General features: G+C 53.2%; 14 protein-coding genes. 8 read left to right on the top strand and 6 right to left on the bottom strand.

What is annotated here, in order from left to right:
* Positions 1–187 precede the first annotated feature (187 nt).
* From MKJ04_RS08090 to MKJ04_RS08080, 3 genes are all read left to right on the top strand, one after another.
* Positions 188–775, top strand: coding sequence for a phospholipid scramblase-related protein (locus MKJ04_RS08090; protein ID WP_241641084.1), 588 nt, complete (start codon positions 188–190; stop codon positions 773–775).
* A 228-nt stretch (positions 776–1,003) separates the two neighbouring features.
* Positions 1,004–2,074, top strand: a complete 1,071-nt coding sequence (locus tag MKJ04_RS08085) for an oxidoreductase (RefSeq protein ID WP_241641083.1) — start codon at positions 1,004–1,006, stop codon at positions 2,072–2,074.
* 134 nt (positions 2,075–2,208) lie between these two features.
* Positions 2,209–2,850 (top strand): hypothetical protein, encoded by a 642-nt coding sequence (locus MKJ04_RS08080; RefSeq protein WP_241641082.1) that lies wholly within the window; start codon positions 2,209–2,211, stop codon positions 2,848–2,850.
* A gap of 150 nt (positions 2,851–3,000) precedes the next feature.
* On the opposite strand, the gene MKJ04_RS08075 is transcribed toward MKJ04_RS08080, so the two are convergent.
* From MKJ04_RS08075 to gldB, 3 genes are all read right to left on the bottom strand, one after another.
* Positions 3,001–3,480 carry a DUF4890 domain-containing protein gene (locus MKJ04_RS08075; protein WP_241641081.1) on the bottom strand — a complete coding sequence of 160 codons (480 nt, stop codon included), beginning with the start codon at positions 3,478–3,480 and terminating at the stop codon, positions 3,001–3,003.
* Positions 3,481–3,622: 142 nt separating this feature from the next.
* A complete protein-coding gene (locus MKJ04_RS08070) occupies positions 3,623–4,819 on the bottom strand; it encodes a glycosyltransferase family 4 protein (protein WP_241641080.1) in 1,197 nt (398 codons plus the stop codon).
* Between the two features lie 156 nt (positions 4,820–4,975).
* Positions 4,976–5,977 (bottom strand): gliding motility lipoprotein GldB, encoded by a 1,002-nt coding sequence (gldB, locus tag MKJ04_RS08065; RefSeq protein WP_241641079.1) that lies wholly within the window; start codon positions 5,975–5,977, stop codon positions 4,976–4,978.
* Between the two features lie 74 nt (positions 5,978–6,051).
* On the opposite strand from gldB, the gene MKJ04_RS08060 reads away from it, so the two are divergent.
* A complete protein-coding gene (locus tag MKJ04_RS08060; protein ID WP_241641078.1) occupies positions 6,052–6,723 on the top strand; it encodes a porin family protein in 672 nt (223 codons plus the stop codon).
* Positions 6,724–6,804: 81 nt separating this feature from the next.
* On the opposite strand, the gene MKJ04_RS08055 is transcribed toward MKJ04_RS08060, so the two are convergent.
* From MKJ04_RS08055 to MKJ04_RS08045, 3 genes are all read right to left on the bottom strand, one after another.
* Complete coding sequence (locus MKJ04_RS08055; protein WP_241641077.1) at positions 6,805–8,400, bottom strand: ribonuclease E/G; 1,596 nt, start codon at positions 8,398–8,400, stop codon at positions 6,805–6,807.
* Between the two features lie 215 nt (positions 8,401–8,615).
* The gene (locus tag MKJ04_RS08050) at positions 8,616–9,476 is read right to left on the bottom strand and encodes a tetratricopeptide repeat protein (protein ID WP_241641076.1); all 861 of its coding nucleotides are present in this window, start codon (positions 9,474–9,476) and stop codon (positions 8,616–8,618) included.
* 63 nt (positions 9,477–9,539) lie between these two features.
* On the bottom strand, positions 9,540–9,845 hold the full coding sequence (locus MKJ04_RS08045) for an HU family DNA-binding protein (protein WP_161889059.1): 306 nt from the start codon (positions 9,843–9,845) through the stop codon (positions 9,540–9,542).
* Between the two features lie 336 nt (positions 9,846–10,181).
* Between MKJ04_RS08045 and mutY the strand changes: the two genes are divergently transcribed.
* The 4 genes from mutY to gldD all read left to right on the top strand — a co-directional run bounded on the left by mutY (position 10,182) and on the right by gldD (position 13,857).
* Positions 10,182–11,273: an A/G-specific adenine glycosylase gene (gene mutY, locus MKJ04_RS08040; RefSeq protein WP_241641075.1), complete on the top strand. Its 1,092-nt coding sequence runs from the start codon at positions 10,182–10,184 to the stop codon at positions 11,271–11,273.
* 106 nt (positions 11,274–11,379) lie between these two features.
* Positions 11,380–11,877 carry a single-stranded DNA-binding protein gene (locus MKJ04_RS08035; protein WP_241641074.1) on the top strand — a complete coding sequence of 166 codons (498 nt, stop codon included), beginning with the start codon at positions 11,380–11,382 and terminating at the stop codon, positions 11,875–11,877.
* A gap of 26 nt (positions 11,878–11,903) precedes the next feature.
* On the top strand, positions 11,904–13,274 hold the full coding sequence (gene gldE, locus MKJ04_RS08030) for a gliding motility-associated protein GldE (RefSeq protein WP_241641073.1): 1,371 nt from the start codon (positions 11,904–11,906) through the stop codon (positions 13,272–13,274).
* Complete coding sequence (gene gldD, locus MKJ04_RS08025; RefSeq protein WP_410896814.1) at positions 13,234–13,857, top strand: gliding motility lipoprotein GldD; 624 nt, start codon at positions 13,234–13,236, stop codon at positions 13,855–13,857. The genes gldE and gldD overlap by 41 nt, the downstream gene beginning before the upstream one ends.
* Positions 13,858–13,872 lie beyond the last annotated feature (15 nt).

Genomic DNA, 13,872 nt, shown 5'->3' with positions numbered 1-13,872 from the left:
ATGGTTACTCACCGCTATAGTTTAACCACGCCACAACAACCTCTTCCCTCAAGCCTTACAAAAATCTTAACTCTATACTTATTCAGGCGACAGATAAGGTATAAATCAGTATATTAGAGCATCATTATATTAAAAACCCAAATAGCTACCGGCTTGTGGGCGAAAACAACACAAACTTAATCCTACGATGCACCCAATACTGAAGAACAACTTATTCTTCGTGAAGGAACATGTCGGCATGTTCAAGGCTTCAAACAACTTCGATATATACGACCCGCAAACCCAGCAGCAGTTGATGATGTGCCGGGAGGAAAAGTTGGGTTTCTTCACCCGGATTCTCCGCTTCACCGATTACAAGCGCATGACGCCGTTTGATATAGTGGTCAGCAGCACCGATGGTGAGAAAGTACTGCGCGTGAAGCGCGGCACGACCTTCTTTGTCTCGAAGGTAGAGGTGCTCGACGAGCACGATAACGTGGTGGGCAAGCTACAGCAGAAGTTCTTCTCGTTTGGCGGTAAGTTCAGCGTGTTAGATGCCGATGAGAACTTCCTGTTCTCGCTGAAAGGCAAGTGGACAAGCTGGGACTTCAAATTCGTGAAAGACAACATCGAGTTTGGCAGCGTGACCAAGAAATGGGCGGGCATCGGCAAAGAAATCTTCACTTCCGCCGACAATTACATCCTGAAAATTGGCGAGCAGGTGCCCGAAAATAATAACCTGCGGGTGCTTCTGTTGGGCGCCGTGCTATGTATTGACATGGTTTTGAAAGAGTAAATCCGCACACTTAGCTTCTTGCCAAGAGCTAACTTCCAGAACTTATACATACCAGAATTGCCGCGCCAGCTACCCTCTCTTTAGGAAGCACCTGGCGCGGCAATTCTGTTTCAGGTGTTTAACACCACCACTACATCAATGGCATTTGGCAAGTGAAGGGGCTGCTTTAGCTGAAATTTATGAGTAACTTGACTTCAGCAAATATTCCCTCACGCTAAAATTTCTCTCATGGAAAGAAACATACATATAGGCTTGATCGGCTTCGGCATGTCCGGGCAGGTGTTTCATGCGCCCTTCATTACCAACGTGCCGGGGCTGCACCTTGCCAAGATCAGGGAAACCCGCCCGGAAAATATCGCCCTTGCCCAGGAAAGATACCCGCAAGCCGAAATAGTGCAGGATGTAAAGGCTATTTTTGAAGATGCCGCCATTGACCTGGTGGTGCTGGCTACGCCCAATGTGTCGCACCTGCCGCTGGCCAGGGAGGCGCTGAACGCTGGCAAGCATGTGGTGGTGGAAAAGCCTTTCACGGTTACCTCCGCAGAAGCCGACGAACTCACAGCACTGGCCAAAAGCAAAGGCAAGCTGCTAACCGTTTACCAAAACCGCCGCTGGGACAGCGACTTCAAAACCATCCGGAAGATACTGGACGGCAACCTGCTGGGCCATGTGGTGGAGTATGAGGCGCACTTCGACCGGTTCCGCAATTTTCTGAAGCCCAACACCTGGAAAGAGGAAAGCGCTCCCGGCTCCGGCATCCTCTACGACCTCGGCTCGCACCTGATCGACCAGGCGCTCTGCCTGTTTGGCCTCCCGGAAGAGGTGTCTGCGGAGCTCCGCACGCAACGCCCCAACAGCCAGATTGTTGACAACTTCCAACTGATGCTGCATTACCCTACGCTGCGCGTGATTCTGAAGGCTGGCATGCTGGTGCGCGAGCCCGGGCCACGGTATACCCTACACGGCGACCGGGGTTCTTTTCTGAAGTATGGCCTGGATGTGCAGGAGGCTGCCCTCAAAGAAGGCAAAGCACCAAAAGGAACCGCCGATTGGGGTATAGAGCCCGAAGCACTCTGGGGCACGCTGAACACGACGCTGCACGGGCTGCACTTTGCTGGCAAGCTGGAAAGCGAAACCGGCGACTACACTGGCTTTTACGAGAATGTATACCAGGCCGTAACCGGCACAGCGGAACTGGCGGTAAAACCAGAGGAGGCACGCAACACGATCCGGGTAATTGAACTTGCCATGCAAAGCCATACAGAGAAAAAGGTGCTTCGTTTTCATAAATCCTCTTAGGCCACATCGCAGGCAATAATCGCGCGATCAGCCTGTGGAGATGCTGGCGCGCGGGCACTGGCTATAAATACAGTGGCACTTCTGTGTTTTTGATGATTTATTTTGTTGTACGGCCTCATCAATTCTATACTGCTATGTTCATTGGTCATTTTGCCGTTGGCTTTGCAGGCAAAGCCGCAGTCCCGAAAACCTCGCTCGGCACGCTCTTTCTAGCAGCCCAGTTCCTGGACCTGCTCTGGCCCACCCTGTTGCTCCTGAACGTGGAGCATGCCACCGTAGCGCCTGACGCGGCCAACCTGACGCCGATCGATTTCACGGATTATCCCATCTCCCACAGCCTGCTGACTGTTCTGGGCTGGGGACTGCTGTTTGGGCTAGTGTATTGGTGGCTGCAAAAGGACGGCAGGGCAGCGCTGGTGCTGGGCCTGCTTGTGGTCAGCCACTGGTTTCTGGATTTGATCGTTCACGTGCCGGACCTGCCGCTCTACCCCGGGAACTCCCCTAAAGTGGGTTTCGGCCTCTGGAACTCTGTTGCTGGCACGGTGCTACTGGAGGGGTTGCTGTTTGCGGGTGGCATCTGGCTATACCTACGCACAAAGCGTGCAGCGGCTACACAGGCTTCCGTTGCGCTATGGGTGCTGGTTGCTTTTCTGGTACTGGTATACCTCGCCAATATATTTGGTCCTGCCCCGACCAACATGACGGCTGTTGCCTGGGCCGGGCAGTTGCAGTGGCTTTTGGTGGTATGGGCTTACTGGGCAGATCGCCAAATATAGCTTTATGCTTTAAGCTGAATGAACTAGCGGCATCAAAATACTTTTACCAGGAAAGGTAGTATATATAATTCCCGCTTAGTAAAACGCAAAAGCGCCAGCAAGCCATAAATTACGGTGCTTGCTGGCGCTTCGGCATGTATAAGCTTTGGATTAGCTTCTCTGCTGCTGCCAGTTTTCCCTGTTCTTGTGGCCATCACGACCGGGTCTGTCCCCGCGGCGGCTTTCCCGCATTTCTTCACGCTTCTCCTGATACTGCGCGTACTGTTTCTGAGTGAGGATGTCTTTGAGCTCTGCCTGCCATTGCGTTTGCGCAGCCTTCATTTCCTGTTTGCGCTGCGCCCTGTTTTGCGTATCCGTGTTTTTGTATTCCGCACGCATGGCCTCGCGCTGTTCTATCTGCTTTAAATGGAGGGCTTGCAGTTTTTTAGTCTGAGACTTGTTCAAGCCAAGTTCCTGGCTCATTTTGGCGGCGCGGCGGGAGGCTTGCTCTTCCGGGCTTAGGCTACTTTGTCTGTGTTTGCCATGGTGTTGCTCCGTGCGGGCCTTCTTTTCTTGCTGAGGTGCCTGTTGGGCAAAGGTGCTGCCTGTTACCAGTATACCTAAAACCAGGGCTGCGAATGTCTTTTTCATCTTCTTTGACTTTTGAATTTGCGTGAAAACAGTTAAAGGGGCAAAAGCCGAATCGTTTCGCCCCGCTTTCCGGCATACTGCCAAAGCTATGCCAGAAATACGGAGCCCAGCGGTATACGCCAGGAAATCAGCAGGCAAAGCCTTATCGTGCGGCACTCAGAAGCACGTCTTCCACTTGCTTCACCAACTGCTGCCGGTCAAAAAGCTGCGTGGCGATAGCGGCCCCACGTATTCCTGCGGCCTTCAGCGCGTGTTGCTCCTGCAGTATCTCCTGTATAGCCAGGCACATTTTGTCGGGCTGTTCTGCGGGGGTATACCACCCACAAGCATGCTGCGCCACGAAAGCTTTCGTCCAGCCGGTGTTTGTCACCAGCACGGGCGTGCCACAGGCCAGGCTATCGTATAGCTTGGCGGGCGAGTTGGTATCCAGCACAGGGAGGTTGTTGAAAGAGACCACCGACAGGTCAGCCAGCTTGAACAACTTGAATATCCCGGTGCGGGGCTGCGGCGGGAGCAACAGCAGGTTGGGCACCCTCTGCGACAGTTGCTGCAGTTGCGGCTCATAATAGCCGCTGCCCGTAAAAACGAAGTGGATGTGCGGGTGTTCCGACAGCTTTTCCACTACCGCCAGCAGCGTCGGGATGTCGTTGGCGCGGCCATACGTGCCGGCGTACAGCACAACGTGCTTGCCCACAAGAGCATGCCGCCGTCGCATCGCTTCCACCTCTTCCGGATGGGTGGCCGCTACCAGATCCAGGTCAGTGCCATTAAAGTTCGTCGTGATTTTTGAGCGGCTTATACCCAGGCTCACTACATACTCCGTCATGTCAGGAGAGAGTGTGATGATATGGCTGGCGCTGTGATATAGCTTCTTTTCCATCCTGTACAGCCGTTGTTTTATCCAGCTGCCTTTCACGGCGCCCATGGCAATCGGAAAGCTCGGCCACAGATCCTGTACCTCAAACACCCACGGCACCCCACGCAGTCGCGCTACCCGTGCGGCCACCCAAGGCGTGGTGAGCGGCGTAGACACAGCCCAGATCACGTCTGGCTTTTGCAGTTGCATGGCCTGCTTAAAGGCACTGGCCGCAAAGCCCGCGAAGGATTTGAGGCGCAGCGCGATGCCCATTTTATTTGCATAGGCAACCTTACACTCGTGCAGTTCTACCCCTTTGGGCACCCACGGGTAATTTTTGGTGAGGCGCATGCGCCGCCACCCGTCGCTGGCCACCAGGCTTACCCGGTGCCGTTTCGCCAGTTCCTCCAGAAAGGTATAATGGCGGCAGGTGGCGGGGCAGTCAGGGTTTTGGTGGTGCTGGTTCAGAACGGCAATGTGCATGTGAGTTGCTGATGGTTGGCTGCAGGTTGATCTTGTTCGGTTATTGGTGGTTGGTTGCTGGTTTAGAGCAGGATTCCTGAATTAACTGCATCAAAGGCTCGCGGTTCTATATATAACTAGCAATGAGCAATGAGCAATTATCAACCATCAACCACTTTACTGCCGCTTCGGCTTGTATTTAGATTCATTAAAGATTTTGGCGTAGTCGGTTTCGGCCATCAGTTGGGGCAGTGTTACCTCGGGGTGGCGCTCCATATACTTCCGCACAATCTGCCACCCAACCCAGGCACCAATGCGGCCGGGGGCTGTACCGTCTATCTCGGGGGTGCTGGGCCGCTCCCCAATGTACTTGTTCACCGCAAATGGGCTCTTCTCATACAACAGGCTCTTCTCGATAAAATGTGCCCAGATACGGCCTTCGTTGCGGTTCACATCCGCGATCTGCTGCCCGGAGTAACTGATGATCACAGAATCAGGGGCGCAGGGAAGCACGGCCTGCACAAAGTAATATGCCTTGCCGATATTCAGCATCTCCGCCAGCAGGGTTCTGTCGGCGGGGTTGGTTTTGTTGAAGCGGTCAGAGAGCAGCAGCATGGCGGCGGGCACCATTTTCTCGCGCTCATACCGGCTCTGGATGTACTCATATACCTGCGGGCGGTAACTGGCCGATTTCCCGATAAAGTAATCCAGGCCAAAGACCAGCAGGCTGTCCGAGATAAAGATGTCGTTGCCCAGGCTGCCCAGCCCCGTCACAAAGGTCTTCACCTGCGGCTCCACAAACTCCGGGAAGTTGTACTTCACTACCTTAAACGCCGTTTCCAGCTGTTTCTGTTCTGCCTGCATGTCTCCGAAACGCTTCCCGGCCTGCTGCACCAGCGTGTCCAGCGAGGGGTTTGCCGCGATCTCATTCAATGAAGTGGCCAGGCGGTTATCCACGGCACTGCTCCTGATTTGCAGGTACTGGCTGGCAAACTGCGGGTTTTGCTTCAGGAACGTGGCAATGCCCTCGCTGCCGTCAGCCGAGAAAAATGGCTTTTCCAGGCGTTCGATCTCGACGCGCACTGGTATCTTTGCTATCCCATCCGGCAGCTCACAGCCTTTCTTCTGGCAGCCGAACGAGAGCAGAAGTATGGCGAGTAATAGAAATCTGTAATACATTGTTGCGTATCTTTGTACAAAAATAGGGTGTTCCGTCGTATTAGGGTAACACGAAGCATAATTAAACTATACTTATGAAAAAACTTACACTCCTGACGTTGTTCCTCGTCTTGGGATTCTCGGCAATGGCCCAGGTTGAGATTGGCCTGATGCTGTCTCCAAACATCACGGGTAACCGTTTTATTGCCGAAGACAGGTATAACTTTAAGAAAGAGAGCAGCAGTTTGCGGCTGGGTGTGGGCGTGGTGGCCGACTATTTTTTCGCCCAGAACTATGCCTTCAGCACCGGCCTGCTGTACCGCAGCAAAGGTAGCGAGATATCCTACAACTATACCCGCGAAGACGGCTCCGGCTCCACGGTAACCACGCGGGGCAAAGACGACATCTCCCTGCAGTATATTGAGCTTCCGGTTACCCTGAAACTGTTCACCAACGAAGTGGCCCCGGGCACCATCGCCTACTTTCAGGTGGGAGGCTCCCTGAACACCAAAGTGGCCGCTCAGGTAAATGGCAAAAAGGTGATTGACGGCGACAAAGCGCTCAAGCGCTTCAACATATTCGAGGCAGACGCCCTGCTGGGCGGTGGCGTGGAGTACCAGATGGGCCAGAGCACAAAGATTTTTGGCGGCCTCACCTATCACCGCGGCCTCACGGATATCGACGACTATTACGAGAAGCTGCTCGGCGACAAAAACATCGGCCTGAAGAACAACAGCGTGTCTCTTGACGTGGGCGTGAAGTTCTAACACTTCCCCATACCATACCTGTTTAAAGCAAAAGCCCCTGCCAGTTAAGATCTGGCAGGGGCTTTTTAGTATAGAGTGTCTTTAAACGTCATCCGCCACAACAGCAGGATCCACTGCAAGCGTTGCGCGCAGCTCGATCTCTTCGCCCCGGTCGTCCATCACTTTAAAGTCCATGATGCCCAGGGAGGTGTCTTTTACAAGCGTAACCCATTTAAAGTACTTGAAGAACCATTTCATCTGCCTCGATACCATGCCTTTTGTATAATAGCTATACAAAAACGGATGCAGGTACAGCGTCAGGCTTTTGTGATTATGGCTGGTCAGCAGGTCGTCTACCGCTGCGTCAATTTCATCTGTCACCAGTATACTGGCGGTAATCTTACCGGTGCCGTTGCAGGTTGGGCAAACTTCGCCGGTAATAATGTTTTGCTCTGGCCTCACCCGCTGCCGGGTAATCTGCATCAGGCCAAACTTGGAGATGGGAAGAACAGTGGACCGGGACCGGTCGCGCTTCATTTCCTCCTTTACCACCTCATATACTTTCTGGCGGTTTTCCGGCGACTTCATGTCAATGAAGTCAATCACAATGATACCACCTATATCCCGGAGGCGCAGTTGGCGGGCCACTTCTTTGGCTGCCATCATGTTCACGTTCAGCGCGGTTGCCTCCTGATCGGTTTCGGTATTGGATTTGTTCCCACTGTTCACATCCACCACATGCAGCGCTTCGGTGTGCTCAATTACCAGGTATCCGCCGCCCGGTATGGTCACTGTCTTGCCGAAAGCAGCCTTCAGCTGTTTCTCGATGTTAAAGTGTTCAAAGGTTTTCGTCTTACCAGTGTAATGCTTCAGGATGTTTAGCCTGTCTGGCGCAATACTACTGATGTATGCCTTGATGTCGTCATAGAGGGTCGTTTCGTCGACTACTATGCTGTCAAAGCTCTCGTTTAATAAATCCCTCAAGATGGAGGAAGAACGGTTCAGCTCGCCGATGACTTTGTCGTTTGGCTTTGCTATTCTGAGCGTCTTAAAGCCCTCTTCCCAGTTTGCGACCATGTTGCGCAGGTCTCTGTCGAGCTCTGCCACTTCGCGGCCCTCTGCCACCGTCCTGATGATTACGCCAAAGTTCTCTGGCTTAATGGAGGTGATCAGTCGCTTCAGGCGTGTGCGCTCTTCCTTGCTGACGATCTTCTTGGATACGCTTACCGTGTTTGAGAACGGCACGAGCACCAGGTAGCGGCCAGCCAGCGAAATTTCGCAGGAGAGGCGTGGGCCCTTGGTAGATATCGGCTCTTTTACGATCTGCACCAACAGCTGCTGCCCTTTTTTCAGGACGTCAGCCATTTTGCCGAGCTTGTCTATTTCGGGCTCAAACTTAAACTGGTTGAGTTTAGATGAAGCGTTCTTCTGTGTCTGCGCTGCTTTAACATACTTGTTAAGCGTCTTTATATTCGCTCCCAGATCATGGTAATGCAAAAAAGCATCTTTGTGGTAGCCAATATCGATAAAAGCAGCGTTTAGGCCAGGCATCACTTTCTTCACAGTGCCCAGAAAAATATCCCCTACAATGTAGTCCGTGTCTTTCGACTCGAAGTGATACTCTACCAGGCGCTTATCCTGCAAAAGCGCGATGCGTTCCCCATCCTGAGTAGAATTGATAATCAGTTCGTTACTCAATTTTTCTCAAATGGTTATTTAGGATGTATAAGACCAAAGCCCACTTTTGCATAGCAAAGTGGGCCCTACTAAACGCAGAAGAAATTACTTCTTCTTATGTCTGTTTTTTCTCAAGCGCTTCTTTCTCTTGTGAGTAGCAATTTTATGTCTTTTTCTTTTCTTTCCGCAAGGCATAGTCTTGGTTTTTTTGTGGTATAAATGATTTCTTTAATTCGTTAGTTCAGCTTTGCCAGCTCCTCATCCACGGATGCAGCCAGCGCAGGGTCGTTGCTGAGGCCTTTTACCTTGGTAAACAGGGCCCTGGCCTCTTCCTTCTGCCCCGTATTTGCCAACGACACCGCCAAATAGAAGGTTCCTTCCACGTGGTTGGGGTTTACCTCCACCAGTTTCCGGAAGCGCTCTACCGCCCTGTCGTGCTGCCCAGACTGAATAGAGAGAATGCCCAGGTTAAACAGGGCCTTCTCGTTGTTCGGGTCTGAGGCAATCACCTCCCGAAGCAGCGTAATCCCCTGCATCGGGTTTGTGCTGGCAATATACGTCATTGCCACGTTAGTTTTGGCATCCAGGTCCGACGGATTGTTCTTCAGCACCTGCGCGTACATGTCGCGGGCCTTGCCGCCTAACTCAGCGGCGCGGTCCTGCGTGGCTGCGAAGGTAAACGCCTCATAGTAGGCATCCCCGGCTTTTTTGTAACTCTTCTCGCCGCCGCGCGCTTCTGCGGCCACCTGGTAGTAGTACCCGGCGCTGTCGTACTTGCTGGCTGTGGCATACGCCGCTGCCAGTTCGGAGGCAATGCGCATGCGGGCCTGGGTGTCGGTGGTTTTGTTGTATTTGGCGCGCGCTGTGGCCAGTTCCATCATCTGCTCCGGCGAGGCCGTCATGTGCGCGTCTGCCGGGCCGCCTTCGGCGGTTGCCCCGTGGTCATGGCCGTCATCTTCCGAGTGGCCCGCCTCCGTCGCCCCGCCTTTGGCAAAGTTAGCTTTATCCTCTTCGTTTACAACCACTTTAGGCAAAAAGAACATGACAGCGACCAACACGACGGCTGCAACAACAATCAATATTTGTGTCCGTGACATTCTTTTTACCTAAGGGCTGTTTCTAGAATTTAAAACTGTTCAGAGCAGCAAAGATACAAAAAATTAAGAATGCGTGAGCTCCTGTATCTTTTTGCTGTTTTTGATCTTCTGAATGAAGGTCTTAGACGGCTTGAAGCTTGGTATAAAATGCTCGTCAATGATAATTGACGTGTTTTTGGAGATGTTGCGGGCTACTTTCTTCGCGCGCTTCTTGTTTACAAAGCTTCCAAAACCTCTCACGTAGATGTTATTCCCATCTGCCATAGAGTCTTTTACCACCTTGAAAAAAGCCTCTACTGTGGCCTGTACATCTGCTTTGTCGATCCCTGTTTTATCAGCAACTTCTGATATTACTTCTGCTTTAGTCACTTTCTTAGATTTTTATAAATTTAAATAATAAGTTAGCTATCAACTATTTACTATCAGCTTAGCCGTCCACTTACTGATTTTCGGGGCACAAAGGTAGTTTTACTTTTCGACAAGTAAAAGCATTCCCTGTAATTTATTACTGCCTCATATGCACAGCGTTAGCCCCGGCAAAGGCCGGATTTCGCATCGCCCCGCCTCCCGCACGCCCCCTTAACGCGGGCGTGCCGCGTTATATTTCAATTGCACTCGATTTTCAACGTTGTTGCACCACCGGTAAACATTCGCGTAATTTGACTTGTTATCGCATCTTAAAACCGTCTAATTTATACCTCCGCCATGGCCCCCCCGGCGCACGCATCCTTCCCCCATACCCTCCTGCAGTGGTACGGCCGCCACAAACGCGACCTGCCCTGGCGCGACACCACCGACCCATACCGCATCTGGCTGTCGGAGGTGATTCTGCAGCAGACACGCGTGGCCCAGGGCCTGCCCTATTACCAGAAGTTCGTGGACACATACCCTACCGTGCAGCAACTGGCCGCAGCCCCCCAAGACGAGGTGCTGCGCCTCTGGCAGGGCCTGGGCTACTACTCCAGGGCGCGCAACATGCACCACACGGCCAAAATAGTGACGGATGACTTGGGTGGCCACTTCCCCAACAACTATGCCGGGCTGCTCAGGCTGAAGGGGGTCGGCAGCTATACCGCCGCCGCCATCGCCGCCTTCGCTTTTAAAGAGCAGGTGGCCGTGCTGGATGGCAACGTGTTTCGGGTGCTGGCCCGCGTGTTCGGCCTCTCCGACGACATCGCAGCCCCCGCCTCGCGTAAGGTGTTCCAGCAACTGGCCGACACGCTGGTGCCTGCCGACGCCCCAGACAGGTATAACCAGGCCATCATGGAGTTTGGGGCCATCCAGTGCACCCCCGTCATGCCCGACTGCCTTTTCTGCCCGCTGCAGCAAAGCTGCTTCGCCTTTACCCATGGCATGGTGCAGGAGCTTCCGGTGAAGGCAAAGGCAAAAGCCGCGCGGCCGCGCTATTTTCATTACCTCGTACTGGAGCATGCAGGCAGGTTTTATATGCGCAAGCGATTGGAAGGCGACATCTGGCAGGGGCTGTACGACTTTTACCTGTATGAGAGCGCTCACAAAGACCTGCCGCTGGAGGCCCTCGTCCCCGAGTTGCAGCACGCTGGGCTGACACTGGACACGGCACAACTTCAACCCCCCGCAAAAGATTACAGGCACCTGTTGAGCCATCAGCGAATAACGGCACGCTTCTACCGCATACACCTCAAGGCCCCGCTGCCGGAAAAAGTACTCCAGGAGGCCCGGCTGGCCCTTTATTCCGTAAAAGAAATCGAGGAATTACCGAAGCCAATTCTTATCAACAGCTATTTGCAGAATGCGAAGATTTTAGTATATTTATAGGGCTGAAACTTTTGTGCGGGAAAAAGCATTATTCGTTTCAGTAAGCCATATTTCCTCCAGCTTGGTTGCTGGAGTAGCCCAATTCATTTTATATTATCTAAAAAGCATGGCAAGTGTAAACAAAGTGATTTTGATCGGAAACCTGGGCAAAGACCCGGAAGTACGTCATTTGGAAGGCGGCGTATCGGTAGCCCGCTTCCCTATCGCCACCTCCGAGACCTTCAAGGACAAAAGTGGCCAGCGCCAGGAGCGCACCGAGTGGCACAACATCGTGGTATGGCGGGGCCTGGCCGAGGTGGCCGAGAAGTACCTCAAGAAGGGCAACCCAGTCTATATCGAAGGGAAGCTCAGAACTAACAATTACCAGGACAAGGAAGGCATCCAGCGCTACAGCACCGAGATTGTTGCCGACAACATGACCATGCTGGGTGGTCGCCCTACTGGCGACGATAATAGCAGCAGTGGCGGTGGCCAGTATCAGGCGTCTTCCGCATCTGCCTCTCCTTCACCCGCAGCTTCCTCTTCAGGCAGCAGTAGTTACGGCGGCAGTGGCGGCGCGTCCAGCTTCCAGCAGAACGATGAGCCTGACGACTTGCCGTTCTAACCCATGTTCCACCTAATGCACCAATTTTGGAAAGTATAGATTCCGGAGACCCCTTGAGTTACGGTTTGCTCCAGATCCTGGAAAGTTCGCTTACCCAACTCAGGTTTGAATACTTGGCCGCCATTTTGGCCGGCTTTATCCTCTTGCTGCTCTCTGCCCTCACTTCGGGGGCGGAGGCAGCTTTTTTCTCTCTATCGGAGCGGGAACTGGCGCAGTGCCAGAACAGCAAATTGCCGGCTGAACAACGCGTGTACCAGCTGCTGCAAAACCCGCGCAAGCTCCTCACCACCATCCTTATTCTCAACAACGGCATCAACGTGAGCATCATCACGCTGTTTGCGTACGTGGCCTGGCAGGTGTTTGGCACCATGGCCTTGCCCGCGGGCGTGACGGCGGCCTGTATGCTGTTTGCCACTTTTTTCATTGTCTTTTGCGGCGAGGTGCTGCCAAAGGTATACGTGCAGAAAAGGCGCTTGCAAATCACGAGCCGCACCGCTGCCGTGCTGGACCGCCTGGAGGCCCCGCTTAGTCCGCTCTCCTGGTTCCTGATGTCCATCAGCGACCATATCGAGAAAAACTACCGCATGAAAGGCTACAACCATACCATCGAGGACCTGCACCACAGCCTCGACGTGGCCCTAACCAACGACGAGACATCGCCGGAGGAACGCCGCATCCTGCGCGGGGTGGTAAACTTCGGCTCTATTACCGTAAAGCAGATCATGCGCCCGCGCATGGACATAAACGCCTTCAGCACTACCATGACCCTACCGGAACTGCTGCCCCTGATCGTGCAGTGGGGCTTCTCCCGGGTACCGGTTTATACCTCCGGCACCGACAAGATTGAGGGCATCTTATACATCAAAGACCTGCTCCCGCACCTGCACGAAGGCGCGGACTTTAACTGGCAGCGTTTGGTGCGCTCTCCTTTCTTCGTGCAGGAGACCAGGCGCATCCCCGAGTTGTTCAAGGATTTTAAGGAAAAGCATGTGCACATGGCCATCGTGGTCAACGAGTTTGGGGCCGCGTCCGGCTTGCTAACCCTCGAGGACATTGTGGAGGAGATTGTGGGCGAGATAAATGATGAGTATGACGACGACGATGACATCATCTATTCCCAACTCGACGAAAATACGTTTATATTTGACGGCAAGACCTCGCTCCACGACTTCTGCAAAGTAGTGGAGGCGCCTTTTGATACCTTCAATGAGGTGAAAGGCGAGAACGAAACGGTTGCCGGGCTGCTGTTGGCTATGTTCTCCCGCATTCCGCGCGTGGGCGAGGAGGTTGCATACGGCAGGTTCCACTTTACAGTGGAGTCGGCGGACTTTAAGCGTGTGAAAAGAGTTAAGATAAATGTCGCAAATAAAAAAGAGCACTTCCAGAAGGTCAGTTAATAAACTTCAGCTATTTTTAGGCTTCTGCCTGGCAACCGCCATGGTGGCCTGTGAGTCGGAGTATACGCCTAAGCCAAAAGGGTATAACCGCATCGACCTGCCAGAAGCTGCCTACCAGCCCCTACAGGACAGCCACCCCTATACCTTCGAGTTCTCACAGTACGCCAAAGTGCGCCCCGACTCCTCCGGCATCGCGCAGCCGCACTGGATCAACATCATCTACCCCAGCCTCGGAGCCAATGTGCAGCTCACCTACAAGGACATCAACAACAGCCAGAAGATGCTGAACGATCTGGTGGAAGACGCGCGCAAGCTTACGGCAAAGCACCAGATAAAGGCATACGCCATCGAGGAGTCGCAGATAAAGACGCCTGCCGGCGATGTGGCCGCCGTTTTTGAGTTGGAGGGTGAAGTGCCCAGCCAGTTTCAGTTTTACGTGACCGACTCGACGCAGCATTTTCTGCGCGGCGCCCTCTACTTCCGGACTGCCACCCAAAACGACTCGCTGGCCCCCGTGATCGAGTTCGTGAAAAAGGACATCGTGCATCTGCTGAACACACTGAAGTGGCAAGAAAAGAAGTAAGTATCCCGAAGACCT

Origin of the sequence: Pontibacter sp. E15-1 (genome assembly GCF_022601975.1) — a bacterium.
Taxonomy (GTDB): Bacteria; Bacteroidota; Bacteroidia; order Cytophagales; family Hymenobacteraceae; genus Pontibacter.
The sequence above is the reverse complement of the archived record's forward strand: the minus strand, read 5'-3'. Positions and strand labels throughout refer to the sequence as shown.